The sequence below is a fragment of the Candidatus Methylobacter oryzae genome (genome assembly GCF_003994235.2).
In the GTDB taxonomy this organism is placed as follows: domain Bacteria; phylum Pseudomonadota; class Gammaproteobacteria; order Methylococcales; family Methylomonadaceae; genus Methylobacter_A; species Methylobacter_A oryzae.
On the sequence record NZ_RYFG02000025.1, the window covers coordinates 23,657 to 48,738 of the forward strand.

The following is a 25,082-nucleotide window of genomic DNA, read 5'->3' on the forward strand; positions in this document are numbered from 1 at the left end:
AGGCCGGCCTTGAGTCGGTTTTTTTATGTCTGAAGATTTTTAGTCGTAGGCTTATGCGTTGTCAGTGCATGTTTAATGCAACTACAAGTGTTGGAGAGTGGGTTGCTGAAAATGCCGGGATCAGTGACTCAAGAATTCTTTGAGGAAATTAATTTCAAATAATTCGTTGTGGCGATGTAAATATAAGCGGCTATAAACACGACTAATAACCATTGGGCCGCATCTCCATATATTATGCAGATAGCTATAATCAACGTTCCGATTATCCGGGGCCATTTAAGTCTGTTTTCTTGTTTAGCAAAATACTTTATTCCTGCTCTAATTCATCTTCATTAAGTGCATTGGCATTTTTGTTTCTATTCATTTTATCCGCACATGTGTATTAGAAAACATATTTTATAGTTTTTGAGCAAGGTCTGATTATTGATTCCAATCGCCTCAAGCAATTGCACATCCATATAGCGCATGTAAAACATTTGTCTTGCCGGGTTCCTTTGTGCTGTTCAATGCCTGTTCGGTTTTCGACTGCAAGCTTATGTGGATGTACGGTATAATTCCTTATATCCCAATTTTTTCGTAGCGTTGATAAATGGCTCAATTTTTTGAAATACATCCGGAAAGTCCGCAGCTGCGTTTGATACACCGTGCGGTGGAGGTGCTTCGTAAAGGAGGGGTTATTGTTTATCCAACCGACTCTTCTTATGCGATTGCCTGTCATATCGGCGATAAGCAGGCGCTTGATAAAATCCGCCGTGTCAGGCAGTTGGATGATAAGCACAATTTTACTTTAGTGTGTAAAGACCTGGCCCAAGTCTCTATGTTTACCAAAATCGGTAACGATGCTTTTCGTCTGATTAAGGCCTTAACGCCGGGGCCTTTTACGTTCATTTTGGACGCTACCCGTGAAGTGCCTCGCCGTTTGCAGCATCCCAAGAAAAAAACGGTGGGTATACGAATTCCCGATCACCCTGTCGCTCAATTGCTGGTTCGGGAATTGGGTGAGCCCCTGTTCAGCTCTACCTTGATGTTACCGGGAGAGGATGAGGCATTGACCGACCCTTACGAGATTCGCAATAAACTTGAGCATGAATTGGATTTGGTGATTGACGCAGGCATTATCGAATTCGAGCAAACGACTATTATCGAGTTTTCCAATAGCGGTGCAGAGATCGTCAGGCAGGGTAAGGGGCTTGCTCCAATGTTGGGTTGATGAGGATGCAGTCATGATGAATGAATTGACACTGTTGCAACGTATAGCGGTCTGGATATTGCCGGTCATTTTTGCGATTACCGTGCATGAAGTGGCGCATGGTTGGGTTGCAAAAAAATATGGCGATAGCACGGCCTCGTCACTGGGTAGGTTGACTTTAAACCCGGTTAAGCATATTGATTTGCTTGGAACGATTATTCTGCCGGGGCTATTGCTGATTACCGGTACGGGGTTTATTTTCGGTTGGGCAAAGCCCGTTCCTGTCGATGCGCGAAATTTTAAAAATCCACGGCATGATATGGCGATAGTCGCATTGGCCGGTCCCGTCTCAAATTTATTGATGGCTGTCGGTTGGGCGTTAGTGGCTCGGATAGGCGTAACGATCGGTATGCAGGCCGAGGCTATCTCATTGCCGCTGATTTATACCGGAATTGCCGGGATTTCGATTAATCTGGTGTTGGCGTTGGTCAACCTGTTACCTATTCCGCCGCTGGACGGCAGCCGTATTTTAACCGGTATTTTGCCAAGTTATTGGGCGTGGCAATACAACCGTTTGGAGCGGTTCGGGTTTATTATTTTATTGGCGCTTTTATACACTAATGTTTTAGGGATGATTTTGGCTTATCCGATGTTCGTTGTTCAGAAAGTGTTTTTTTTAATTGCCGGGTTATAGATTGATTTTTTCGTTGATTGTCGAATTTCAGCTTACTTTATCTATTCGCGGAGCTTGAGAATGATCGAGAACATGAGTCAAGACGCGGCTGACGATTTAGGTCAATTATCGGGATCTGCTGTTCATGCCTTGGAAATGGTTCCCGGCGACTATCTGCCTCGCTCACCCATGCATTCATTCGCAATAGTGAATGGCGCGCCGTTCGATAAGCTGCCCGATGATCTTTATATTCCGCCTGACGCGCTGGAAGTGTTGCTCGAAACTTTTGAAGGACCGCTGGATTTATTGCTGTATTTGATACGAAAGCAGAATCTGGATATTGTTAATATACCGATAGCGCAGATTACCCATCAATATATTGCTTACATCCAAATAATGGAGCAGTTAAATCTGGAGCTGGCGGCGGAATATCTGGTCATGGCCGCGTTATTAGCGGAAATTAAATCAAGAATGCTGTTACCAAGGCAGCCCGATGTTGAAGAGGACGAGGAAGATCCGCGCGCGACATTGATTCGCAGGCTGCAGGAATATGAGTTGATTAAAAATGCAGCCGAAGAGATTGACCTGCTGCCTCGAGTTGAACGTGATGTATTTCGGATCGGTGTCGATGTCTCGGCCTTAAAAGATTTTGAAAAACAATTACCGAATGTCCAGCTAAAAGAAATACTGTTGGCATTCCAGGATGTACTTAAAAGAGCTGAGCAGATCAGTCACCATCAAATTACCAAAGAGCCCTTATCTGTCCGTGAGCGCATGTCAACCATTCTGGAAAACCTTAAAGGAGCGGATAGTCTCCTTTTCTCGCAGTTATTTATCCGAAAAGAAGGTCGACACGGAGTTGTTGTCTCGTTTCTGGCCATCCTCGAACTCAGCAAAGAACGACTCATCGATATTATCCAATCAGAACCCTTTGCCGAATTACGGGTCAGAGTCGCCGGTGCCGGCGCCGACGCCTAAACGGGTATCCAAGGTCAAGTCTTCGCCACCGCCTCCTGTAACTGAACAGCCTGAAATTAACGTGGAAATTAAACGTGTAGTTGAAGCAATCCTGTTTGCCGCAAACCGGCCCATGACCTGCAAGCAAGTGCAGCAGGTTTTTCCTGAAATTGAGCAGCCGGAGATACAAGACATACAGGTGGCAATTGAGGCGATTATCGAAGATTATCGGTTTAGGTCGGTGGAACTAAAGCAGGTTGCCAGCGGTTATCGTTTCCAGGTGAGGCGGGAATTGTCGCGCTGGGTGTCGCGGCTATTCGAAGAAAAGCCGCCAAAATACTCCCGCGCCTTATTGGAGACTTTGGCTATTATTGCTTACCGGCAGCCGGCAACGCGCGGAGATATTGAAGATATTCGCGGTGTCGGCGTCAGCTCCGGTATTATTCATACGCTGCTTGAGCGTGAGTGGATTCGCGTGGTGGCGCACAAAGAAGTGCCGGGCAGGCCGGCTTTATACGGTACAACCAAACAATTTCTGGATTATTTCAACATTACATCGTTAAATGAGCTACCGACATTACAAGAGATCCAACAGCTTGATTTGTCGTTAGATACTACGCAACAACCCACGCAGGCAAAGAGTGAAGAGAAAGAAACAACCGAACCGGTCGCCAAAGTTATTGAGCAATCCGGCGAAGCAGCCGAACAAATCCCCGAAGCAGCAGACTGAGAGCAAGGCGGTTAAAACGCCGAAAAAAATTAACGCTAACCAGTCAGTCGAGGGCGAGCGTATCCAGAAGGTATTGGCGCGTGGCGGCATTGGCTCCCGAAGGGAAATTGAGCGCTGGATCGATGAAGGCCGTTTAAAGATCAACGGTAAGCCTGTCGGCTTGGGTGAGCGGTTAAAAGAAGGCGATTATTTACAGATCAATGATCGGGTTGTTCATTGGGAGAAATTTGTCGAGCAACCTACCCGGGTGCTGCTTTACCACAAGCCGGTCGGTGAAGTGGTTACGCGCCGTGATCCGGAGGGGCGTCCGGTGGTATTCACCCAATTACCTAAGTTGGCTGTCAGCCGCTGGATAGCTGTTGGCCGCTTGGATATTAACACGTCGGGTTTGTTGCTGGTGACGAATAATGGCGAGTTGGCTAATCGCTTGATGCATCCGTCAACGCAAGTCGAACGCGAATATGCGGTACGTATTTTGGGCGAGGTTTCGGAAGCCACTATCGAAAAGCTTAAGCAAGGTGTGGAGCTTGAAGACGGCAAAGCCAAATTCGACGATATTTGGTTTTCTGGCGGTGAAGGTGCCAACAAATGGTACAACGTTACAGTAGTCGAAGGCCGTAATAGGTTGGTGAGGCGTTTGTGGGAATCGCAGGAACTTGTCGTTAGCCGCTTAATGCGAGTGCGTTACGGACCTGTCGTTTTGCCGGAGCGATTGAAAGCTCATTCGTTCTATGAGCTAACCGATAAAGAATTGGAATTATTATTCGAATTTGCAGGCATGGAAGGCGAAAAACCGGCCATTGTCGCCAAGCCCGAGTTTAAGACGCATAAGTCCAGAAAAAAATAGAGTCCGGGTCGGATTGCGCTGAATGACTGGAGCTTGGTGCGATCCGGCAATTATCATTGGCTTATGTCCAAAGGGCATAAATTTCGTTTGAACAGACACGCGGTTTAACTCAGCTTTATCTGCCCGCGACAACTTGGTTTCTGCCTTTGTTCTTGGCTGTATACATGGCTTTATCCGCACGCTGGATAAAAGACTCCGCAGTGTCATTGTCGCGTAAGGTGCTGGTGCCCAGGCTAGCTGTGATTTTGATGGTTTCCATGCCATAGGCTATCGTATGGCTTTCGATTGAAGAACGAATTCGTTCGGCCAGCAATTCTGCGCCATTGGCGTCGGTATCGCTTAACAGGATCACAAATTCCTCGCCGCCATAACGAAAAATAATATCGCTTTCTCTTAGATTTTCTTTAATCCATTTTGCACTCAGCTTTAACGCGACATCTCCGCACTCATGGCCGTGTCCGTCATTGATGGATTTAAAATGGTCAATGTCAAAGAAAATCATTGATAAACTCTTATTGTTGCGTACGGCCAGACTCATTTCCCGTTTAATGGCATCGTTAAACGAAGTTCTGTTGTGGGTTTGGGTAAGTGGATCCGTATACGCCATTTTTAATGCTTGATGAAATAAGGTTGCATTTTTCAACGGATAAATTAAACAGCAAAGTAGCGTTTCCAAAAGTTGGAGATCTGTATCGCTGAATCTGTGGTTACGCATTAGCCGTAACTCGCCTAATTGTTGTTGTTCAACCTTCAAGGCATAGTTGCAGGAGTGACGGGTAAAAACGCCGCTTCTGACTTCGAGGTCGAATTCTTTGTTGATATAAACGTAAGCGCTGTGAGGGATTTTATGGGAAATCTTGCTGCTGAAAATTGCGATCAATTCATTGAATTCCAGAGTCGTTTGTAAAGCGCTGCTGATATCGTAATTATCGAGGTTAATCGCCTTCGTTGCTTCAAAGGTGTTATTGGTGATAATCGCTAAATTTGCTGATTTATTGACCATGATTGCTTCCTCTTGGATTAGGGGCTATTTTCCACAATTCAAGCGAAGCGCATGCCATTTTTAATAAAAGCACTTATTATTAATATGTTATAGTTATTTTGTGGTATTTGATTTGGCTGGCGTCATAAAGTTGGCGCTGAAAAGCTGCAAGGGATTGCCGCTTGGATGGATATTGTTGCCGCCTATCCGACTCCGGTTGCCGATGGCTGCATTTTTTCTTAACCTAGCCGTAGCGGCCCTGGATGGGAAGATGGAAAACTGCTCCTTGTGTAAGCTATATTGCTCGATGGATGGATAAAATGCTGTAAGACTGCATCGGGCAACCTCAGTTGCCGTATCCTTGTGGTTTGGCAATGCCGGATCAGGTGCTGAGCGGACTGAGTGCTGCGGCATGAATGCGGGCAAGTTAATAAAGGCTTTTAGAATGAGGCCCCGCAGAGGCTCTCCGGTTTTGAAAATGATCTGCCGACTGATTAAGCGTTGAAATAATTTCTTCGCAAGAAATAGTATCTTTATCGCTACCAAGAATATATTCAGCCGGTTTGGTGATTGCCGCGCACGCTGAAAATCGTGGAAACGAAGCGTAGCGGAGCGAAGATGGTGGGTTTCCGGCGTCGCGTTGCCTGCAAGGGCGTAGGTACTTAGCGTGAGCAGGAAGCTGCGAGTCATCGCGAGAACGCTGGCGTGCCGGGTGGGCGGGGCTGCTGCAGGCAATAATGGGCAGGTCATTTTCTGCTGCTAAAATCTGACGGATACATTTTAGCTGTCGCGAAAAATCCTGATGCGTTTGGCTTTACTAAAAAACGGGAAAAATCAACAAGAAAGGGATATAATTAAATGGTGCCGAGGAGAGGACTTGAACCTCCACGGGGTTGCCCCCACCAGCACCTGAAGCTGGCGTGTCTACCAATTTCACCACCTCGGCAGAGGTTAGCTGTAAAAGCTTGAGTGAGCGCGCACTATACCCATCCTCTCTTGGTTTGTCAATTACGCGCGAAATTTTTCTTAAATTTAAAATAATTTCGAGTTACGTGATAGTGTTAACTTGAGCTAACGGAAATGTTTTTGCATAAGAGTCAAAAACTTTTCTCTTTGAACTCTAATCGATATACTAAGTCTATATAAGATAGGCTTGCTACATCCATCTCCCTTTATTGGATTACTTAAATGACATTGAAGTCTAGAAAAGACGTTGATTTTAATTCAGCAAAAGACCCATATGCTCAGCGCGAAGCTGAGAAATATGAGAACCCTATTCCCAGTCGCGAATTAATTCTGCAATTAATCGAACATACTGGCAAACCTTTGCGCCGCGAAGAAATCGCAGAAGCATTTTCCCTTGAAACCGAAGACCAACTGGAAGCCTTACGCCGCCGTCTGCGAGCTATGGAAAGAGACGGCCAATTACTGTTCAATCGGGGCAAGAGATATTGCCTAGTTAACAATGAGGACTTAATTGCCGGCCGCATTATCGGTCATGCCGATGGTTTCGGTTTCCTTAAGCCGGACAATGGTTCGGACGATTTGTTCTTATCGCCGCGGGAAATGAATCCGCTGCTGCATAATGACCGTGCCCTGGTCCGTATTGCCGGAATCGATAGAAAAGGCCGAAGAGAAGGGGCGGTTGTTGAAATTCTACAGAGAAATACTCATCAGGTTGTTGGGCGGCTCTATAAGGAAGACGGCTTTACTTACGTTGTTCCGGATAACAAAAATATAGCGCAAACCATACTGATTGAAAAAGGCGGCGCAGGCAAGGCAAAAAAAGGACAGATTGTTGTTGCGGAAATTGTTGAACAACCGACTAAGCTTCATCAGCCTATTGGCCGCATCATTGAAGTCATGGGTGAGCACATGGCGCCGGGAATGGAAATCGAAATGGCGATTCGTTCCTATGAGCTGCCTAATCAATGGTCCGATGCGCTTCTGGACGAAATAAAACCGCTTAAAAACGAGGTGCCCGAGTCGGCAAAAGAAAATCGGACCGATTTACGGGGCATTCCGCTAGTCACTATTGACAGCGAAGATGCTCGCGATTTTGACGATGCCGTTTATTGCCAGAAGACGCCAAAAGGCTGGAAGTTGCTGGTTGCGATTGCCGATGTTTCGCATTACGTGCAGATTAATTCGGAATTGGACAAAGAAGCGCAAAAGCGCAGTACGTCCGTCTATTTTCCGGAGCGGGTCATACCGATGTTGCCGGAAATCTTGTCTAATGGCCTGTGTTCGCTTAATCCTAATGTAGACCGTTTATGCATGGTGTGCGAGCTGCTTATTAACGAGCAGGGACGCGTGATACGGTCGCGTTTTTTCGATGCGGTGATGAGCTCCCATGCCAGGCTGACGTACACCGAAGTTGCTAAAATGCTGGTTGATGGAGATAAGGGATTAGCCAAAAAATATAAAGCATTGATGCCGCATTTACAGGAGCTGTACGCGCTTTACAAGGTTATGCGAGTGAGTCGTGAACAGCGCGGCGCGATGGATTTCGATACCCAGGAAACCCGAATCATTTTCGGACCGGAGCGTAAAATTGAAAAGATTGTTCCGGTGGTGCGTAACGACGCGCACAAGTTGATTGAAGAGTTCATGATTACCGCGAACATGGCGGCGGCACGTTTTTTAAACAACAAAAAAATGCCCAAGCTACTGCGAATACACGACGGTCCCAGCGCCGACAAGCTGCTTAGCCTGAAAACCTTTCTTGGTGAGCTGGGTTTGAGCTTAGGCGGAGGCGCTAAACCGACGCCGCTTGATTACATGCATTTGATCGATTCGATTAAAGACAGGCCCGACGCTCATTTGATCCAGACCGTGTTGTTGCGTTCTATGTCGCAAGCTGTCTACAGTCCTGAGTTAAAAGGCCATTTCGGTCTGGCGTTGGAAGCTTACGCGCACTTTACTTCCCCTATCCGGCGTTATCCCGATTTACTGGTTCACCGTGCGATCAGGCATTGCTTACAGGGTAAGACGGCGGAAAGCTTTTTCTATGGACTCCCTGAGATGGTGGTTTTGGGTGAACAATGTTCCGCCAATGAGCGGCGCGCCGACGATGCCACCAGAGACGTAGTCAGCTGGCTCAAATGCGAATATATGACGGATAAGGTCGGAGAGGAATTCCCTGGCATTATTTCAGCGGTTACGTCATTCGGTTTTTTTGTTGAATTGGCGGATATTTATGTCGAAGGCTTGGTTCATGTCACCAACCTTGCGCAAGACTATTTTCATTTTGATGCGACCAGTCATCAATTGAGAGGCGAGCGTACCGGCATTAATTACCGTCTGGGCGATAGCGTCAACGTCAGGGTCGTCCGTGTCGACCTGGACGAAAAGAAGATCGACTTTGAACTGGCGAAAAAACAGGCCGCTATGAAAAAATCTAAAAAGAGACGCCGTAAAAAATGAAGTTAAGTAAGATATATGGGATACATTCGGTACAGTCGGCTTTAGATTATTCCCCTAAAAAAATCCATAAAGCCTGGACTGACAGCCAAAGACAAGACAAGCGTTTAACTCAGCTGGTCGAAGATTTATTGGATTTGGGCATCGAACCCGAAAAAACCGACAGGAAAAAATTGGACCGGTTTGCGGAAGGGAATAATCACCAAGGTATTGTTATCGAAGTGGAGATGCCTGAGGAATTATCGGAAAGCGACTTAAAAGACGCTATAGCAACGCTGCCGGGTATGCCGTTATTCCTGGTATTGGATAATGTCCAAGATCCGCATAATTTTGGTGCCTGCCTTAGAACCGCCGATGCTACCGGCGTGGATGGCGTGATTGTCACCAAAGACAATGCCACAGGAATTACCCCGACCGTCTGCAAAGTGGCTAGCGGCGCTGCCGAAACAGTGCCGGTTTATCAGGTAACCAATTTGTCCCGGACTTTGCGCTGGCTTAAGGACCAAGGTATCTGGGTCATGGGTGCGGCGGGCGAAGCAACGCAGACGGCCTATCAAACCGATTTTACGATGCCGCTGGCTTTAGTGGTCGGCGCGGAGGGTAAAGGTTTAAGACGGCTGACTAGAGAGCAATGCGATATATTGGTTAAGTTACCGATGCAGGGACGGGTGGAAAGTCTTAATTTGTCGGTTGCTACCGGCGTGCTGCTTTATGAAACCGTGCGGCAGCGCTTGCTGACTGCTTGATTGGTACTTTGAAGGCAATGCAAACAAAATCGACACATTCCTTTGAAGGGGCTGGTTTAAGCTGTATACGCGACGACCGGGTGCTGTTTGAACAGCTGGCTTTCGAGCTGCTTTCCGGGCAGGTTCTATTGTTGGAAGGCAAAAACGGCAGCGGCAAAACGTCGTTATTGCGCATTCTGTGCGGATTTCGGGAGCCCGATGCCGGTGCGATTCGCTGGTGTGGCGACGCGATAAAAGACAGTTCGTTTTATGCGCAAATGGCTTATGTCGGCCACTTGGACGGCATTAAAAAAGAATTGACCGTGCTGGAAAATTTAAAAATGTCGCTGGCTTTAAACAGCCCCGGTCGCTATTCGATCGATCAGGCTTTATCCAAGGTTCATCTGTCCGGCTATGATGACGTTCTCGTTCAGGCCTTATCGGCCGGCCAGAAAAGACGGCTGTCTTTAGCCAGATTGTTGATTACCGAAAATGTGTTGTGGATTCTGGATGAGCCTTTTACCTCATTAGATAGGCAGGGCATTGCGTTAATCGAAACTTTAATGATCGAACATTGCGCCAACGGCGGAATGATCGTGCTGACTTCCCATCATGACATCGCCTTGCATAATGTCGATGTCTTGACCATTAATCTATCCTGATGTCTTTATCTCGCGCATTTTTCGCCGTTATTCGGCGCGATTTGGTTTTGGCTCTGCGGCGCCGTTCGGAGATAGCCAATCCGCTGTTGTTTTTTATCCTGGTGATAACGCTGTTTCCGTTAGGCATCGGTGCGCAACCGCATTTATTGCAGGCCATTGCGCCCGGTATTATCTGGGTTTCCGCGTTGCTGGCCGCGATGTTGTCGCTGGACAGCTTGTTTCGTTCCGATTTTGACGACGGTTCGATAGAACAGATCCTGTTAAGTCCTCATCCAACCACGGTTTTGGTGTTGGCTAAAATTATCGCCCATTGGTTGGTGACCGGCTTGCCGTTGTTGATTGTCGCTCCGTTGCTGGCGGTTTTTTTAGGCATGCCCAATCATGCGTTGGGGATCTTGCTGCTGACTCTATTATTGGGAACGCCGGTATTGAGTTTAATCGGTGCGATTGGGGTCGCACTCACTGTAGGATTGCGCCGGGGCGGCATGATCCTATCGCTGCTGGTTTTACCGTTGTATGTGCCGGTGCTGATTTTTGCCGGCAATGCGGTGCAAATGGCGAGCGGCGGATTGCCCGTCGATGCGCAAATCAATATTTTGATTTCCATTTTATTGATGGCTTTGGTGTTAGCGCCTTTGCCGGTAGCCGCGGCATTAAAAATGAGTATAAATTGATAATATCTCGTAGAATAATCGGCCCTATTGTCGACATGGAGTAAATGATTATGGCCTCAGCTAGATATTTGTCTGTTTTTGCCCCCGCTACTCCTCAACAAAGAAAAGAAAATTTCGATGATTACTGGGAGTTCTCCCAACAGCATGGTGGAGAATTGTTCGAAGACGACAAGGATTTATCTAAAAAGCGCGAGCGGCTGAGATATTTTCAGGATAACCCGGTTACATTGCGTAAGCCCTTAATCGATCCCGAAGCTTTTTACCGTAATTACATCGAGATGCAAGATGACCCAGAGTCATTGGACCGAATGACTCTGATGCTGACCGGCATCTACAAATTTGCACGGCATGAATGGGTAGGCATTAAAGGCGCTTGGGATGCGGTACCCGATATGGCTCATTCGCATACCGTCGAAGATAAAATCAGCCGCGTGCATTTGGCCGAAGAATTTTGCCATGTGCGGCTGTTCGATGAAATGCTACGCACTTGCGGTTTAAATAAAGTCGAATGGGTTCCGTTAGGACCGGTTAAGGAAAAAATTTACGAACAGTTCCCTAAACTCCCCGGCGTTTTAATGGATACGCCTGCTTTCGTCACCGAGCTGATGGGAGTGACTTTTTATTGTCATTTACACAGCCTGTTCGATGATGTGTTGGCCGACGAGCCGGAAGTGCGCGACCGTTTAAAAGAGTTGCTGGATGAGATCACCATTGATGAAGTGGCGCATGTCGGACAGCGCAGGAACTTTGTCGGCCCTATAGGCATCAAAGTTTCAAAATGGCTGGTTAAGCCTTTTTATACGATGTTTTTTAGCGACATTCCTGAAGTCGGACAATTGTTTGACGTTGAGCAGATGATTAAAGACGGCATTGCTTTTGATTTTAATGAATTGCCTGAATATATGATTGAACGCAGTTGGATTCCTTCCTACTGCAAAGCCTAAAATAGACTTTCCTTGTACCTTACTTACTATGTTTTTAATTCCTGATCCTGTAGTTCGGTTCTTTCACCGCATGGCGTCCCCGCCGCATTTTTATGCGTTTACACAACGTCTAATGCCGTGGCTGGTGGTTATTTTCCTGCTGTTAACTGCTGCCGGTTTATACGGCGGCCTCTATTTGGCGCCAGCCGATTATCAACAGGGTGATAGTTATCGCATTATTTATATTCATGTGCCGAGCGCTTGGATGTCGCTATTCATTTATATGGTCATGGCGGTTGCAGGCGGAATCGGCTTGGTTTGGCGCATCAAACTGGCGGAAATCGTTGCGATCAGCAGCGCGCCGGTCGGCGCCAGTTTTACGTTTATCGCGTTGGTGACAGGCTCGTTGTGGGGCAAACCGATGTGGGGTACTTGGTGGGTTTGGGATGCGCGATTAACGTCCGAATTGATATTGCTGTTTTTATATCTCGGCGTAATCGGGCTTTACGGTGCGATAGACGACAAGCGCACCGCGTCCAGGGCCGTAGCTATTTTAGCGTTGGTCGGCGTGGTCAATATTCCTATCATCCATTATTCGGTCGAATGGTGGAACACCTTGCATCAAGGGCCGACAGTCACAAAAATGGATAAACCGTCGATCCATGTCAGCATGCTGATACCGCTGTTACTGATGGCGATAGCGTTTAAATTTTATTACCTGATCGCAATGTTGCAGCGGGCGCGCACCGAATTGTTGCTGCGCGAACGCAATGCGCAATGGGTTAAAAATATGATTTCGGAATCCAAATAATGACAATGCAAGAATTCTTCGCGATGGGCGGCTACGCCTTTTATGTCTGGACCTCTTACGGCCTGACCTTAATTGTGCTGCTTGCCAATATTATTATTCCCGTCTTGCAACGCAGGCAGCTTCTACGTTCTTTGACACTCAAGCAAAAACGGCAGTAAATCATGAAACCAGCCAGAAAACAGAGATTGATATTGATCGGCTTAATGGTGCTCGGCGCTGCTCTAGCCACCGGGTTCGCGCTTAAGTCGTTCAATGAAAATTTGATGTACTTTTTTTCCACGACCGATGTCGTGGAAGGTAAGGCGCCGAAAGACGCATTGTTCCGCTTGGGCGGCATGGTCATTAAAGGTTCCGTGGAAAGGCCGAATGACGGCATGATGGTGCGCTTCAAGCTAACCGATTTCAGCAAGGACGTAACGGTTGAGTATACAGGTATCCTGCCCGACCTGTTCAGGGAAGGCCAAGGCATCGTTGCGCACGGCAAGTTGAATGAACAGGGCGTTTTTATTGCCGAAGAAGTGCTGGCCAAGCATGATGAAAATTACATGCCGCCGGAAGTAAAGGGCAGTTTGAAGAAACAGCCGCCAGTTGCAGGACAGTAATAAACAGAGAAAACTTCATGCCGGAAATAAGCAGGTTTCTTGGGATTGTAATTTACATGTATTTCAATGAGCATAATCCGCCTTACTTTCATGCTGAATACAATGAATTTAAAGCTTCAATCTCTATCGAAAACTTAGGGTTGATTGAAGGAAAACTGCCGCCGAGAGCAATGAGTCTGGTCGTTGAATGGGCTCAAGAGCATCAAGCAGATTTACTGGACAACTGGAAGAGTATTAAGGAAACAGGAAATTACCATAAAATTGAGCCATTAGTATAAAGAGGTTTGAACCATGTTAGCTGTAAATGAAGCGCGGTATTCCGGTAATTACTGTCTTAACGTCACGTTTAATAATGGTAGAAAAGGCATAGCAAACTTAAAAGAAACGGTGTTTCACGACCCAAGGCCGATTTTTTCTGCGTTAAAAGACGAATCTAATTTCAAGGATTTCAAGGTGGAACATAGCACCGTTGTTTGGTCTAATGAGTTAGATTTGGCTTCCGAATATCTATTCTATCTTGCTTTTAAAGATGACCCTGATTTACAAGAGCAGTTTAAGCAATGGGGGGATCTTGATTAACGTTATGCTCCACGACTGTACGGCTATTTGACGCTTCATCTTGAAGAAAAGCTCGAAAGAAACGAAAAATATGACCTAAAGCAAAGTATCTTTTTGAAAATTATCATGCTTTTTTGTGAACTTACTGATGAATTTAAATAGACTAATAACGCATCAAAATAATTGCATAGGCCAATGCTCATGATTGCAGAACTCGGACACTTTGCGCTGATTCTGGCCTTGTGTATGGCCGTTATTTTAGGGATAGTGCCGACTATCGGCGCATCCCGAGCCATATCCGGTTGGATTGCGCTGGCAAGGCGCGCGGCGTTTGGGCAACTGTTGTTCATGGCGATTGCATACGGTTGTTTGACTTATGCGTTTTTAACCCACGATTTTTCCGTGGCTTATGTCGCCAGTAACTCCAACACCGCATTGCCGGTTTTATATTTGATTTCCGGGGTCTGGGGCGCGCACGAAGGCTCGTTACTGCTTTGGGCGCTGATCTTATCCTGCTGGACCGGCTTGGTCGCATTGTTCAGCCGCAATATTCCCGATGCTACCGTTGCTCGTGTTTTAGGTGTGATGGGACTGGTCGCTATCGGCTTCATCCTGTTTTTATTGCTGACTTCCAATCCGTTTGATCGTCTGTTTCCTGCTCCGTTGGAAGGACGTGACTTAAATCCTTTGCTGCAAGATCCGGGCTTGGCGATCCATCCGCCGATGCTGTATATGGGTTACGTCGGTTTTTCGGTAGCGTTTGCTTTTGCGATTGCCGCTCTGCTTGAAGGCCGGCTGGATGCAGCTTGGGCGCGCTGGTCGAGACCTTGGACTAACATCGCCTGGATGTTTCTGACGCTGGGTATTGCGCTGGGCAGCTGGTGGGCATATTACGAATTGGGCTGGGGCGGCTGGTGGTTTTGGGATCCGGTTGAAAACGCTTCATTCATGCCGTGGCTGGTAGGCACTGCACTGATTCACTCATTAGCCGCGACCGAAAAACGCGGCGTATTCAAAACCTGGACGGTATTGCTGGCGATTTTTGCGTTTTCGTTAAGCTTGCTGGGCACCTTCCTGGTGCGTTCCGGCGTGTTGACTTCGGTGCATGCATTTGCCAGCGACCCGGCACGCGGCTTGTTCATCCTGGTGTTTCTGGGCGTCGTGGTCGGCGGCTCGTTACTGCTGTATGCGATAAGAGCGCCTTACGTGAAAAGCAGCGCGACCTTTGAACTGGTGTCCAAAGAGTCGGTCATCCTGCTGAACAATGTGCTTTTAGTGGTAACCGCTTCCAGCATTTTGCTCGGCACTTTGTATCCGTTGGTTATCGATGCATTGGGCTTGGGCAAGATCTCAGTCGGCCCGCCGTATTTCAACGCGGTATTCATTCCGCTGACCGCGCCGTTGGCAATTGCCGTGGGCTTGGGCGTATTGCTGCGCTGGAAAAGAGACAATATCAACGCGATTGTGTTGCGGGTGCGCTGGATTATCTTGGCCTGCATCGGTGGCGGTTTATTGATTCCTCTACTGATGCCGTTTTATTCCTGGGGCGCGGTATTAGGCTTAACTCTGGCATTGTGGACGGTTGCAATAACTGCGCTGTCTTTTATCGACCGTATGGGTGTGCAAGGATTTTCATGGCAACGACTGCAAACCGTGCCGGCCGGTTTTTACGGCATGACCGTGGCGCATTTAGGCATAGCGGTATTCGTGGTCGGCATCACCCTGACTTCGGTTTACAGCATCGAAAAAGACGTGCGCATGGCGCCCGACGACAAGCTGGACATGTCCGGCTATATTTTTGAATTTCACGGCGTAAAACAAACTAAAGGCCCTAACTATGTTGCGGAGCAGGCGTTTGTGACCGTCAGTTACGGCGGCAAGCAGGTCGCCAAGCTGGAGCCGCAAAAACGTGTTTACCGGGTGCAAAAAATGCCGATGACCGAAGCGGCTATCGATGCCGGATTGTTCCGGGATTTGTTCGTTGCGATAGGCGAGCCGCTGGGTGACAAAGGCGCATGGAGCCTCAGGATTTATTACAAGTCGTTCATCCGCTGGATTTGGCTCGGCGCGCTGTTCATGGCGGCGGGTGGTTTAATTGCTGCTTGCGATAGACGATATAAAATAACATCTGCAAAGGTGCCGGTTAATGCTTAAGTACATCCTCCCGTTACTATTATTTATCGTCCTCGCGGTATTTCTGGCGCTGGGTTTAAATCTTCATCCGAATGAAATCCCGTCGCCGTTGATCGACAAACCGGCTCCGGCATTCTCCGCGCCGAAGCTTCAAGCTCCGACAGAAAAATTATCCCCAACCGACTTAAAAGGCAAAGTCTGGCTGTTCAACGTTTGGGCGTCGTGGTGTACTTCGTGCCGTTCCGAACATCCGGTACTGAATCAACTGGCCCTGCAAAAAGCCGCGATTATCGTCGGCCTGAATTACAAGGACGACCCGGAAGCCGCCAAAGGTTGGCTCGCGCAATTGGGCAATCCTTACGACGTCAGCATCATGGACCAGGATGGCCGCATCGGCATCGATTGGGGCGTTTACGGCGTGCCGGAAACTTTTGTTGTCGATAAACGAGGCGTGATCCGCTACAAGCATACCGGTCCCGTCACGCCAGAAGATGTGCAGCAAACTTTCCTGCCTTTGATCGCCAAGTTACAGGCTGAAAATTAATGAAGCGTTTATCGATTATTTTATTATTGGTGCTGTCCGGCATCGCTTGCGCCGGTGTCGAATACCGCGAGTTTGCCAATCCTGAGCAACAAGAAGCTTACGAAAACCTGACTTCGGAATTGCGCTGCCTGGTCTGTCAAAACCAGACTATCGCCGATTCCAATGCGGAACTGGCCGCAGATTTACGCAGGCAAGTTTACGAAATGCTGCAACAAGGCAAATCGAAGCAAGACATAGCCCAATTCATGACCGATCGATACGGCGATTTCGTTTTATACAACCCGCCGTTTAAGCTCAAAACCGGCCTGCTGTGGATTGGCCCGGTGGTGTTTCTGCTAATCGGCTTGATCGCAGTGTTTTTGTTTGCGCGCCGAAAAAAGACTGCCGCAACGGTTGAAATGACTGCTGAAAAGCAGCAAAAAATCCGCAGCTTACTGGAAAAAGGTGATTAGTCTTGAATATGCTATTTTTGCTGATTGCCAGCGTAATGATTATGATCGCGTTCCTGATCGTGCTGCCGCCGTTGTGGCGCAAGCATTCTATTGCGCCAGCCGACCAGGATCAGCGCAACATCGCCATTGCCCGGCAGCGGTTGGCCGAGCTGAAAGAACAACTGCAAGCCGGTGCGTTAAGCCAGGAACTTTATAATGAACAACTAGCCGAGCTTGAACTGGCTTTAAGCGATGATCTCGATACACGGAGCCAAGTAAAAACATCGCCTACAGGACGTAGGCGAGGGGCGTTAGCAGGAGCGGAAGCTTCGCAATCATCAGGCCGCTGGATGGCGTCCGTGCTGATTTTTGCGATCCCGTTGATGGCAGGATCGTTCTATTGGGCGTTGGGCAACTATCAGCTATTAAGCCAGGCCGATCAACCTGTTGCGGCTAATCAGGCAATGCCTGAAATGGAACAAATCAGAAATATGGTTGGCGGGCTGGCCGAGCGCCTGCAAGAACAGCCGGACGATGCGCTGGGCTGGACTATGTTAGGCCGATCTTATAAATACTTGCAGCAGTATCCTAAAGCGGTCGATGCTTTTGAACATGCGTACAAGTTAATCGGCGATAAGCCGGAAATTATGCTGCTTTATGCCGATGCTTTAGCTTATGCCAACAATGAGCAAATGGCCGGCTTACCTACAGAGTTGGTGTTTAAAGCGTTGGCGATGGAGCCCAATAACGTGAGCGGCCTATGGCTGGGAGGTATGGCAAAGGCGCAAACAGGCGATTTTGCCGCAGCGATGGATTTGTGGAAAAAGCTTGAAGCGCAATTGCCTGCTGGTTCGGATGCTCAGAAAGAAATACAAGGTTTGTTGGCGAAACTTGCGGCCCAGATACCGGAAGGTGCTGCTCAATCGGTTGAAACGGGACGTGCCGGAATCCAACCTACTGAGGCACTCGTAAGTATCGATGTCCAAGTGAGCCTTGCGCCCGAGTTGCAAACATCCGCCGCCCCTAACGATACGGTTTTTATCTACGCCCAAGCCTTATCCGGTCCGAAAATGCCGTTGGCTATCGTGCGTAAACAAGTTTCCGAATTGCCGTTAACCGTCGGTTTGACCGACGCGATGGCGATGATGCCGAACATGAAATTATCGAATTTCGAGCAAGTTAAATTGCTGGCCCGCGTTTCCAAATCCGGCGATGCAATGCAGCAGCCCGGCGACTTGATCGGTACTATTGAACCGGTATCGTTGGCGGATAAAGGCCCTCATAAAATAGTCATCAATAGCCAAATAAAATGATGGATCAATCTATAAAATTCGATTTGGACCTGATCAATCGCTACGATAAGGCCGGGCCGCGTTACACCTCTTATCCAACAGCTCTGGAGCTGCACGAAGGCTTTGGCGATCAGGAATACCGACAACATATAGCAAAATCCAATGCCGCAGGTGGACCGCTGTCGCTGTATTTCCATATCCCGTTTTGCGATACCGTTTGTTTTTATTGCGCCTGCAATAAAATCGTTACCAAAAATCGCAAGCATGCCGAACCGTATCTGGCGAATTTGTGCAAGGAAATCGCGATGCAAGGCGATTTGTTCGATTCCAACCGGATTGTCAACCAATTGCATTGGGGCGGCGGCACGCCGACGTTTTTAAATTACGAGCAAATGAAAATGTTGATGGCCGTAACCCGTCAGCATTTTCATTTACGGGACGACGACAAGGGCGAATATTCAATCGAGGTCGATCCCCGCGAAACCAACGACCAAACCATCGAGCAACTACGCGAACTGGGCTTTAACCGGATCAGTTTGGGTTTGCAGGATTTCGATCCGGCCGTACAAAAAGCCGTCAACCGCCTGCAAAGCGAAGAGCAGACTTTCAGTGTTTTAGAAGCGGCCAGAGTCGAAGGTTTCCGCTCGACCAATATCGATTTGATCTACGGCTTGCCGTTGCAAACAGTAGATACTTTCGCGAAGACCTTGGATAAAATCCTGGCGGTAGAACCGGATCGCTTTTCGATTTTTAACTACGCGCACATGCCGGCGCGGTTTAAAACCCAACGCCAGATTAACGATGCCGATATGCCGACGCCCGACGTCAAGCTGGCTATTTTGCAGATGGTCGGTCAACGGCTGACCGAAGCCGGTTATGTCTATATCGGTATGGATCATTTTGCCAAACCCGACGACGAACTCGCCGTCGCCCAGCGCGAGGGGCATTTGTACCGCAATTTCCAAGGCTATTCGACGCATTCGGATTGCGATCTGGTCGGCTTGGGAATCACTTCAATCGGCCGGGTAGGCGATGCTTATATCCAGAATGTCAAAGAGTTGGACGAATACGAGCAACTGATCGGTCAAGGACAATTGCCGGTATTTAAAGGCGTCGAGCTGGACGATGACGACAAACTGCGCCGCGCGGTGATCACCCAGCTGATTTGCCATTTCGATTTGAGCTTTGCCGCTGTCGAACAGCAATTCGGCATTAACTTTAGTAATTACTTCGCCAACGAACTTGAGGCATTAGCGCCAATGCAGGCCGACGGTTTGCTGATGCTGTCGTCGGAAGGTATCAAGGTGTTATCCGCAGGCCGCTTGCTGATCCGCAACATCTGCATGGTATTCGACAAATACCTGGCGCAAAAGCAACAACAATTTTCAAGAGTTATCTAAGCCGTCTATGAATGACGAACGCATCATCGAGTTGGAAATAAAAGCCGCTTATCAGGAAGATTTGCTGCAAGAATTGAACAAAATAGTCGCCGGGCAACAGCAACAAATAGAGCGTCTCGAAGCTACCTGCAAAATGCTCAACGAGCGCATTAAAGGTTTGTCCATTGAAGGCAGCGGCGGGGAAAAGGTTGAGGAAGTGCCTCCGCACTACTAGCCGTTACATCCCGGATCAGTTCCGGATAGCGACAAAAATTCAGATATAACAATAATGAAGCAGACTATTCTCGTACGTCGACCCAGCGACTTAACGGTTGCCTGGGCTCAGCAAATTGTTGATAAGCACGATGCCAACACCAAAGTTGCCAGAGTCGATGTTGTTGATGTCGATATTGGCACGACCACGCGGGTTTGTGTTGCTGTCGAACATAATGGCCCGAGTACTCTGCCGAGCCGCTGGTTCGTAAAATTGCCGTCGTTGTCATGGCGGGCCAGGATGATTACGACTTTACCCCGACTGCTACAGACCGAGGTGCGTTTTTATAACGAATTGGCGGAAGCTGTGCCCCTGAGCAAGCCGGTCTGCTTGGCCGCGCAGAGCCGGTTCGGGCGCGGTTCGACATTGGTGCTTGCCGATGTTGCGGAATTTGCCGGCGTTCCCAGTTCCGCTAACGATACGTTGACGCTTGAGCAAGCGGGGTTGGTGATAGAGCAACTTGCCTGTAGCCATGCACGCTTTTGGAATAATGCGCACCGCGACCCCAATTATCGCTGGTTGGCAGGGCCAATCCGGCTTTTGGAAGATGCGCTGGGAACGGCTTTGGCGGTACCGTTGATGAAGCGCGGCTTACGGTTGGCCGGAACCCATATATCTTCGGTTCTTCATAATCCTGCAATTCACTATGCTCGGCATCGTCGGGCTGCGATGCGCTTTCTTTCCGATGCACCGAAAACGCTGGTTCATCACGATTGTCATCCTGGTAATTTATTCTGGAACAAAAACAGGTCGATGGTCGGTTTCCTGGACTGGCAACTGGTTCGTATCGGCGAAGGCGTTAGCGATGTGGCGTATTTTCTGGCCACTGCGCTTAACCCTGAAATGCGAAAGCTTCATGAAGCGGAATTGCTGGTCAAATATGCCCGAACGTTGGCCGATAACGGCATAACAGACGTTGATAACAGCCTTTTAGTACAACGTTATCGCGCCCATCTTACTTACGCTTTCGAAGCGATGGTGGTTACGCTCGCCGTAGGCGGCATGATGCGTTTGGACTGTAACCTGGAGCTGATCCGCCGAACGGCTGCCGCTGTTGAAGAATTAGACGCCTTCTCCGTCCTGCCGATATGAAGCGTCGGGTATAAAGCTGAGTTGAGCAGCTTGCCTGCTCAACGAAACTTATGCCCTTTGGTATAAATAAGGCGGGACTCCTACGTATCATATTTTTCAGTAAGCTGGAGCAATACAAAAACCGCTCCGGTCCCGCCATCTTTAGGAGGTGCGGAGCAAAAGGCCTGGACGTCTTTGTGCTGTCTCAACCATACGTTGAGATTATTTTTTAGTACGGGATGGTTATCGGCCGAACGGTAACCTTTGCCGTGGACGATATGCACGCAGCGGCAACCGTCTCGTACGCAGTCGTGCAGGAAATGCAGCAGTTGCTGTTTTGCCTCATTGCTGTTAAGTCCATGCAGGTCGATTTCCGCATCCAGACCAAAATGCCCTTTGCGCAGCTTTCTTAATACATTATGTTGTAGGCCCGGAGCCGTAAAGCTCAATGAGTCTTCAAGACTTACTTTTTCGACATCAAGCTCAACTAGAGTGCTTAAGTGTTCATCTACGTTAACGGCTTGCGACTTAGGGAATGGTTTGGGCTTTTTTTCTTCTGTTAACAGTACCTTATCGCTTTTTACAGGGCGCACTTTGCCGATACTGATACGGAATAAATTGCTGTCTTCAGGAGTAAGGTTTTTTTTTGCCACGAAAGCTGATTTTGTTGTGTATTGTTGCTAATATGGCTGATTTTATAGCTTAATCCGCTTCAGGGCGATTGATAATGCATATTTTGTTAAGTAATGACGATGGGTACTTGGCTGAAGGACTTAACGCATTAGCCAATGCATTGAGTCTGCATGCCGATATATCGGTAGTGGCTCCGGATAGAAACCGTAGTGCTGCAAGTAATTCTTTAACGCTGGAGATGCCGTTACGCGCTTATAAAGCAGACAATGGTTTTATTAAAGTTGACGGTACGCCGACCGACTGCGTGCATTTGGCAATAACCGGTTTGTTGAAGAATGAGCCGGATATGGTTTTTGCGGGGATTAATCACGGCTCCAATTTAGGCGATGATGTGCTTTATTCAGGAACTGTTGCGGCGGCGTCCGAAGGGCGTTTTTTGGGCTTGCCTGCTGTCGCTATTTCGCTGGTCGGCAGTAATCCCGTTCATTTTGAAACCGCTGCCCATGTTGCGGTGACATTGTTGCGGCAATTAATTAATAACCCTTTATCGCAAGATTCTATTCTTAATGTCAATGTGCCGGATGTGCCTATTAAAGATTTAAAAGGCTACCAGTCAACCCGGCTAGGGCAGCGGCATAAATCGGAGCCGGTTATTAAGGGAGAAGATCCCCGCGGACGTATTATCTATTGGGTCGGACCGCCGGGGGCTGAACAGGATGCAGGCCCCGGAACTGACTTTCATGCGATTAATACAGGTTTTGTGTCGGTTACGCCATTGCAACTGGATTTGACTAGATATGAACGAATCAACGATTTAAAGGCATGGTTGCCCAGGGAGAATATTTTATGATTCAAAGCCTGCAAGGTATAGGCATGACCTCTTTGCGCACTCGTGAGCGCATGATCAAGCGGTTAATGGAGCAGGGCATCAGCAATAATAAGGTTTTGGATGTCATGCGTAATACGCCCAGACATATCTTTATGGATGAGGCTTTGGCCAGTAGGGCTTATGAAGATACGGCGTTACCGATTGGCTATAACCAAACGATTTCTCAACCCTATATTGTTGCAAAAATGACGGAGTTGTTGCTGTCATCGTCGGGACGGTTAACAAATGTGCTGGAAATAGGTACCGGCTGCGGTTATCAGACGGCAGTTCTGGCGCAGTTAGTCGATCACGTCTATTCCGTTGAAAGAATCGCGCCGTTACAGAAAAAAGCCAAGGATCGTCTGTGGAGTTTAAAACTCAAGAATGTCAGTTACCTGCACAGTGATGGCGGTTGGGGATGGCAGGAGCATGCGCCCTATGATGGTGTTCTGGTTGCGGCCGCGCCGCCGGAAATACCGGAAATGTTGTTGGAGCAAATGGCTGTGGGTGGTGTGATGGTTATTCCAATCGGTAAAGGCAGCAGCCAACGGCTACAGAGAGTCACGCGTACAGAAAACGGCTATGAAGTTGAAAAGTTAGAGCCGGTTGTTTTTGTACCTTTTCTATCGGGGAGAAAATAACAGTTTTTTAAGTCATTGTACGATCAGCGTTATTTTACCGATACCGTAGAATATGGTGCGACGATCGCTCCATAACTATCAAGCTCATCTTGCACTGTTAACTGGATAATCCTGTAGTACGGTTTTCATGTTTTTAATCATCGACTGCTAAAAACTTTTCCGCAAGAAAGTGGCCCAACTGCAATTCTTTCCGGCCTTTCCATTGCTTCTGATTCTTGATATGTTAGAAAAATCGGTCGTTTTTAATGGGTTGAATTCACTTCGTATTAACAGTCCGCATAAATAGCCATGCGGGCCTTTGTCCTGATTAGGCTTCTTCTTTTCGAAGAGGCTAAACGTATAATTAATCTATTTTTTTGCAATAAAGCTCACAATTATAAAATTTTTTATACGCCAATTTAAGGATAATATCGGGTCATTATGAAAATGAGCTTTGATTCAAAAAGGATTCTGGTGATCGAGGATCAATCGATCATACGAGAGACTATTAAACACATATTATATTCGTTAGATGCACGGCATATTGTTGAAGCCGGAACCGGCATTAACGGAATAGTTGAGATGAGACGCCGTCAATTCGATATCGTTCTTTGCGATTATCAGCTTGGCGATGGTAAAAACGGCCAGCAGGTTCTGGAAGAAGCAAAGTATTATAAGTTACTGCCTTCCGGCGCTATTTTTATCATGATTACCGTTGAGCAAAGCAAGAACATGGTGCTCAGTGCTCTCGATTGCAAGCCTGATGATTATCTGATAAAGCCCTTTAACCGCTTACAACTTTCAACCCGAATCGAACGCTGTATTGCGCGTAAAGAATATCTTGCCAGTATTGAGCGGGAAATAGATAGCGGCAATGTTTATCAGGCAATACAAAACTGCGAAAAACTACTCCAGCAGGGCAATAAAAAAACACACTTGCAGGTATTAAAGATACATGCCGAATTAGCCCTTATCATCAGGGACTTTAAAACAGCCAAAAGAATTTATGAAGAAATTTTGGCAGAAAGAGATCTACCTTGGGCTAAGTTGGGCTTAATCATTATTGCCTTTTTAGAGAGCGATTATGAGCAGTCCGTTGAATCGCTTAAGCAATTTATTGATCAATACCCTATGATGCTGGAAGCTTATGATTGGTTGGCAAAGTCGTATGAAGCTTTAGGCGATGATGAAGAAGCATTAGCTGTGCTTAACCAAGCAATAGATATTTCTCCTCAAACTATTTTAAGACAGCAACGCTTAGCTTCGTTGGCCGATAAAGTTGAAAATATTGAGATCGCAAAAAAAGCTTATAAAGCTGCCGTTAATTTAGGCAAGTATTCTGTACATGGATCGTCCAATGATTTTTCAGGACTAGCCAGGGCTCACTTAAAGTCTAATTCCGCCAATGACGCAATGAAGATATTAAATGAGATGAATAAGTCTTTTTTTAATGATCCCGATTCAAGGCTTAGAGCTGCTATTTTGGAAATCGAGATTCAGAACGCAAAACATAACGGCGCAATGGCGGAGAGGTGTTATGAAAAAGCTTTCAAATTAAATGACCAATTTGGCAAGCAAATATCCAGGGAGCTGCGCCTGGAAATGGCAAAGCTCAGTTATTTAAGCGGGGCTAATAATACTGTCGACGAAATCCTTGAGGATTTAATTAAAACCAATATCGATGATAAAAGTTTTATCGCTGAAATAGATAAAATGTGCAGCACGTTTATTGACGAAAATTATGCCAAGAATTTGACCAATCGGATAAAGCAGGAGTTAATTGATATTAATAACGAAGGGGTTAGCTTATTTAAAGAAGGCCGGATCAAAGAGGCGTTAGCGGTTTTTGAAGATGCTATCGAAAAAATGCCGAATAACCAAACGATCACTTTAAATTTATTGAAAATTATTATTCACGACCTTAAAAGATCTAAACCCGATGTTAAAAAATTAAAGCAAGCTCAGTCTTATATTAATAAGGCTATTCAAATAGGTGTTACTCACGATCAAATCGGTAATATCCAAAAAGAGTTAGATGGTATTGTAGATTCAATTCATTAGCCTAAGGGTACGTATCATTT

Annotated in this window: 28 protein-coding genes and 1 tRNA gene; 25 read left to right on the top strand and 4 right to left on the bottom strand. The window is 47.3% G+C overall.

Going from position 1 to position 25,082, the window contains the following annotated elements; genetic code table 11:
* Positions 1 to 589 precede the first annotated feature (589 nt).
* The 5 genes from EKO24_RS04930 (at position 590) to rluB (ending at position 4,396) form a co-directional block, all read left to right on the top strand.
* Positions 590 to 1,210, top strand: a complete 621-nt coding sequence (locus EKO24_RS04930) for an L-threonylcarbamoyladenylate synthase (RefSeq protein WP_127026764.1) — start codon at positions 590 to 592, stop codon at positions 1,208 to 1,210.
* Positions 1,211 to 1,223: 13 nt separating this feature from the next.
* The gene (locus EKO24_RS04935) at positions 1,224 to 1,883 is read left to right on the top strand and encodes a site-2 protease family protein (protein ID WP_127026765.1); all 660 of its coding nucleotides are present in this window, start codon (positions 1,224 to 1,226) and stop codon (positions 1,881 to 1,883) included.
* 135 nt (positions 1,884 to 2,018) lie between these two features.
* Complete coding sequence (locus EKO24_RS04940) at positions 2,019 to 2,840, top strand: segregation and condensation protein A (RefSeq protein WP_196239994.1); 822 nt, start codon at positions 2,019 to 2,021, stop codon at positions 2,838 to 2,840.
* Positions 2,841 to 2,901: 61 nt separating this feature from the next.
* Positions 2,902 to 3,549 carry an SMC-Scp complex subunit ScpB gene (scpB, locus tag EKO24_RS04945; RefSeq protein WP_127026766.1) on the top strand — a complete coding sequence of 216 codons (648 nt, stop codon included), beginning with the start codon at positions 2,902 to 2,904 and terminating at the stop codon, positions 3,547 to 3,549.
* Positions 3,461 to 4,396 (top strand): 23S rRNA pseudouridine(2605) synthase RluB, encoded by a 936-nt coding sequence (gene rluB, locus EKO24_RS04950; protein WP_421743899.1) that lies wholly within the window; start codon positions 3,461 to 3,463, stop codon positions 4,394 to 4,396. The genes scpB and rluB overlap by 89 nt, the downstream gene beginning before the upstream one ends.
* 115 nt (positions 4,397 to 4,511) lie before the next feature.
* On the opposite strand, the gene EKO24_RS04955 is transcribed toward rluB, so the two are convergent.
* The 3 genes from EKO24_RS04955 to EKO24_RS04965 all read right to left on the bottom strand — a co-directional run bounded on the left by EKO24_RS04955 (position 4,512) and on the right by EKO24_RS04965 (position 6,324).
* Positions 4,512 to 5,399: a GGDEF domain-containing protein gene (locus EKO24_RS04955; protein ID WP_127026767.1), complete on the bottom strand. Its 888-nt coding sequence runs from the start codon at positions 5,397 to 5,399 to the stop codon at positions 4,512 to 4,514.
* A gap of 93 nt (positions 5,400 to 5,492) precedes the next feature.
* Positions 5,493 to 6,128 (bottom strand): hypothetical protein, encoded by a 636-nt coding sequence (locus EKO24_RS04960; RefSeq protein WP_127026768.1) that lies wholly within the window; start codon positions 6,126 to 6,128, stop codon positions 5,493 to 5,495.
* A 109-nt stretch (positions 6,129 to 6,237) separates the two neighbouring features.
* Positions 6,238 to 6,324, bottom strand: a tRNA-Leu gene (locus EKO24_RS04965).
* Positions 6,325 to 6,566: 242 nt separating this feature from the next.
* Between EKO24_RS04965 and rnr the strand changes: the two genes are divergently transcribed.
* The 17 genes from rnr (at position 6,567) to EKO24_RS05050 (ending at position 20,901) form a co-directional block, all read left to right on the top strand.
* On the top strand, positions 6,567 to 8,804 hold the full coding sequence (rnr, locus tag EKO24_RS04970; protein WP_127026769.1) for a ribonuclease R: 2,238 nt from the start codon (positions 6,567 to 6,569) through the stop codon (positions 8,802 to 8,804).
* On the top strand, positions 8,801 to 9,547 hold the full coding sequence (gene rlmB, locus EKO24_RS04975) for a 23S rRNA (guanosine(2251)-2'-O)-methyltransferase RlmB (RefSeq protein ID WP_127026770.1): 747 nt from the start codon (positions 8,801 to 8,803) through the stop codon (positions 9,545 to 9,547). The genes rnr and rlmB overlap by 4 nt, the downstream gene beginning before the upstream one ends.
* A 17-nt stretch (positions 9,548 to 9,564) precedes the next feature.
* Complete coding sequence (ccmA, locus tag EKO24_RS04980) at positions 9,565 to 10,188, top strand: cytochrome c biogenesis heme-transporting ATPase CcmA (protein WP_127026771.1); 624 nt, start codon at positions 9,565 to 9,567, stop codon at positions 10,186 to 10,188.
* Positions 10,188 to 10,862: a heme exporter protein CcmB gene (gene ccmB / locus EKO24_RS04985; RefSeq protein ID WP_143733178.1), complete on the top strand. Its 675-nt coding sequence runs from the start codon at positions 10,188 to 10,190 to the stop codon at positions 10,860 to 10,862. The genes ccmA and ccmB overlap by 1 nt, the downstream gene beginning before the upstream one ends.
* Positions 10,863 to 10,912: 50 nt before the next feature.
* Positions 10,913 to 11,806, top strand: coding sequence for a hypothetical protein (locus tag EKO24_RS04990; RefSeq protein WP_127026773.1), 894 nt, complete (start codon positions 10,913 to 10,915; stop codon positions 11,804 to 11,806).
* Between the two features lie 28 nt (positions 11,807 to 11,834).
* Positions 11,835 to 12,596 (top strand): heme ABC transporter permease, encoded by a 762-nt coding sequence (locus tag EKO24_RS04995; RefSeq protein WP_127026774.1) that lies wholly within the window; start codon positions 11,835 to 11,837, stop codon positions 12,594 to 12,596.
* Complete coding sequence (ccmD, locus tag EKO24_RS05000) at positions 12,596 to 12,754, top strand: heme exporter protein CcmD (RefSeq protein WP_127026775.1); 159 nt, start codon at positions 12,596 to 12,598, stop codon at positions 12,752 to 12,754. Before EKO24_RS04995 ends, ccmD begins: the two co-directional genes overlap by 1 nt.
* Before the next feature lie 3 nt (positions 12,755 to 12,757).
* Positions 12,758 to 13,198 carry a cytochrome c maturation protein CcmE gene (gene ccmE / locus EKO24_RS05005; RefSeq protein ID WP_127026776.1) on the top strand — a complete coding sequence of 147 codons (441 nt, stop codon included), beginning with the start codon at positions 12,758 to 12,760 and terminating at the stop codon, positions 13,196 to 13,198.
* A 17-nt stretch (positions 13,199 to 13,215) separates the two neighbouring features.
* Positions 13,216 to 13,476: a DUF4160 domain-containing protein gene (locus EKO24_RS05010; RefSeq protein ID WP_127026777.1), complete on the top strand. Its 261-nt coding sequence runs from the start codon at positions 13,216 to 13,218 to the stop codon at positions 13,474 to 13,476.
* Between the two features lie 13 nt (positions 13,477 to 13,489).
* Positions 13,490 to 13,777: a DUF2442 domain-containing protein gene (locus EKO24_RS05015; RefSeq protein ID WP_127026778.1), complete on the top strand. Its 288-nt coding sequence runs from the start codon at positions 13,490 to 13,492 to the stop codon at positions 13,775 to 13,777.
* Positions 13,778 to 13,957: 180 nt separating this feature from the next.
* Complete coding sequence (locus tag EKO24_RS05020) at positions 13,958 to 15,910, top strand: heme lyase CcmF/NrfE family subunit (protein WP_127026779.1); 1,953 nt, start codon at positions 13,958 to 13,960, stop codon at positions 15,908 to 15,910.
* Positions 15,903 to 16,433 (top strand): DsbE family thiol:disulfide interchange protein, encoded by a 531-nt coding sequence (locus EKO24_RS05025; protein WP_127026780.1) that lies wholly within the window; start codon positions 15,903 to 15,905, stop codon positions 16,431 to 16,433. Before EKO24_RS05020 ends, EKO24_RS05025 begins: the two co-directional genes overlap by 8 nt.
* Positions 16,433 to 16,885 carry a cytochrome c-type biogenesis protein gene (locus EKO24_RS05030; protein WP_127026781.1) on the top strand — a complete coding sequence of 151 codons (453 nt, stop codon included), beginning with the start codon at positions 16,433 to 16,435 and terminating at the stop codon, positions 16,883 to 16,885. The genes EKO24_RS05025 and EKO24_RS05030 overlap by 1 nt, the downstream gene beginning before the upstream one ends.
* Positions 16,886 to 16,887: 2 nt before the next feature.
* Positions 16,888 to 18,177 carry a c-type cytochrome biogenesis protein CcmI gene (ccmI, locus tag EKO24_RS05035; protein ID WP_421743900.1) on the top strand — a complete coding sequence of 430 codons (1,290 nt, stop codon included), beginning with the start codon at positions 16,888 to 16,890 and terminating at the stop codon, positions 18,175 to 18,177.
* The gene (hemN, locus tag EKO24_RS05040) at positions 18,177 to 19,556 is read left to right on the top strand and encodes an oxygen-independent coproporphyrinogen III oxidase (protein ID WP_196239995.1); all 1,380 of its coding nucleotides are present in this window, start codon (positions 18,177 to 18,179) and stop codon (positions 19,554 to 19,556) included. Before ccmI ends, hemN begins: the two co-directional genes overlap by 1 nt.
* A 7-nt stretch (positions 19,557 to 19,563) precedes the next feature.
* Positions 19,564 to 19,770: a SlyX family protein gene (locus EKO24_RS05045; RefSeq protein WP_127026783.1), complete on the top strand. Its 207-nt coding sequence runs from the start codon at positions 19,564 to 19,566 to the stop codon at positions 19,768 to 19,770.
* A gap of 54 nt (positions 19,771 to 19,824) precedes the next feature.
* The gene (locus EKO24_RS05050; protein WP_127026784.1) at positions 19,825 to 20,901 is read left to right on the top strand and encodes an aminoglycoside phosphotransferase family protein; all 1,077 of its coding nucleotides are present in this window, start codon (positions 19,825 to 19,827) and stop codon (positions 20,899 to 20,901) included.
* Positions 20,902 to 20,981: 80 nt separating this feature from the next.
* On the opposite strand, the gene EKO24_RS05055 is transcribed toward EKO24_RS05050, so the two are convergent.
* Positions 20,982 to 21,533 carry a Smr/MutS family protein gene (locus EKO24_RS05055; protein WP_127026785.1) on the bottom strand — a complete coding sequence of 184 codons (552 nt, stop codon included), beginning with the start codon at positions 21,531 to 21,533 and terminating at the stop codon, positions 20,982 to 20,984.
* Between the two features lie 74 nt (positions 21,534 to 21,607).
* Here EKO24_RS05055 and surE point away from each other — a divergent pair, with 74 nt between their 5' ends.
* The 3 genes from surE (at position 21,608) to EKO24_RS05070 (ending at position 25,062) form a co-directional block, all read left to right on the top strand.
* Positions 21,608 to 22,363: a 5'/3'-nucleotidase SurE gene (gene surE, locus EKO24_RS05060; protein WP_127026786.1), complete on the top strand. Its 756-nt coding sequence runs from the start codon at positions 21,608 to 21,610 to the stop codon at positions 22,361 to 22,363.
* Positions 22,360 to 23,022 carry a protein-L-isoaspartate(D-aspartate) O-methyltransferase gene (locus tag EKO24_RS05065; RefSeq protein ID WP_127026787.1) on the top strand — a complete coding sequence of 221 codons (663 nt, stop codon included), beginning with the start codon at positions 22,360 to 22,362 and terminating at the stop codon, positions 23,020 to 23,022. Before surE ends, EKO24_RS05065 begins: the two co-directional genes overlap by 4 nt.
* A 420-nt stretch (positions 23,023 to 23,442) precedes the next feature.
* Positions 23,443 to 25,062: a tetratricopeptide repeat-containing response regulator gene (locus EKO24_RS05070; RefSeq protein WP_127026788.1), complete on the top strand. Its 1,620-nt coding sequence runs from the start codon at positions 23,443 to 23,445 to the stop codon at positions 25,060 to 25,062.
* Positions 25,063 to 25,082: the final 20 nt, after the last annotated feature.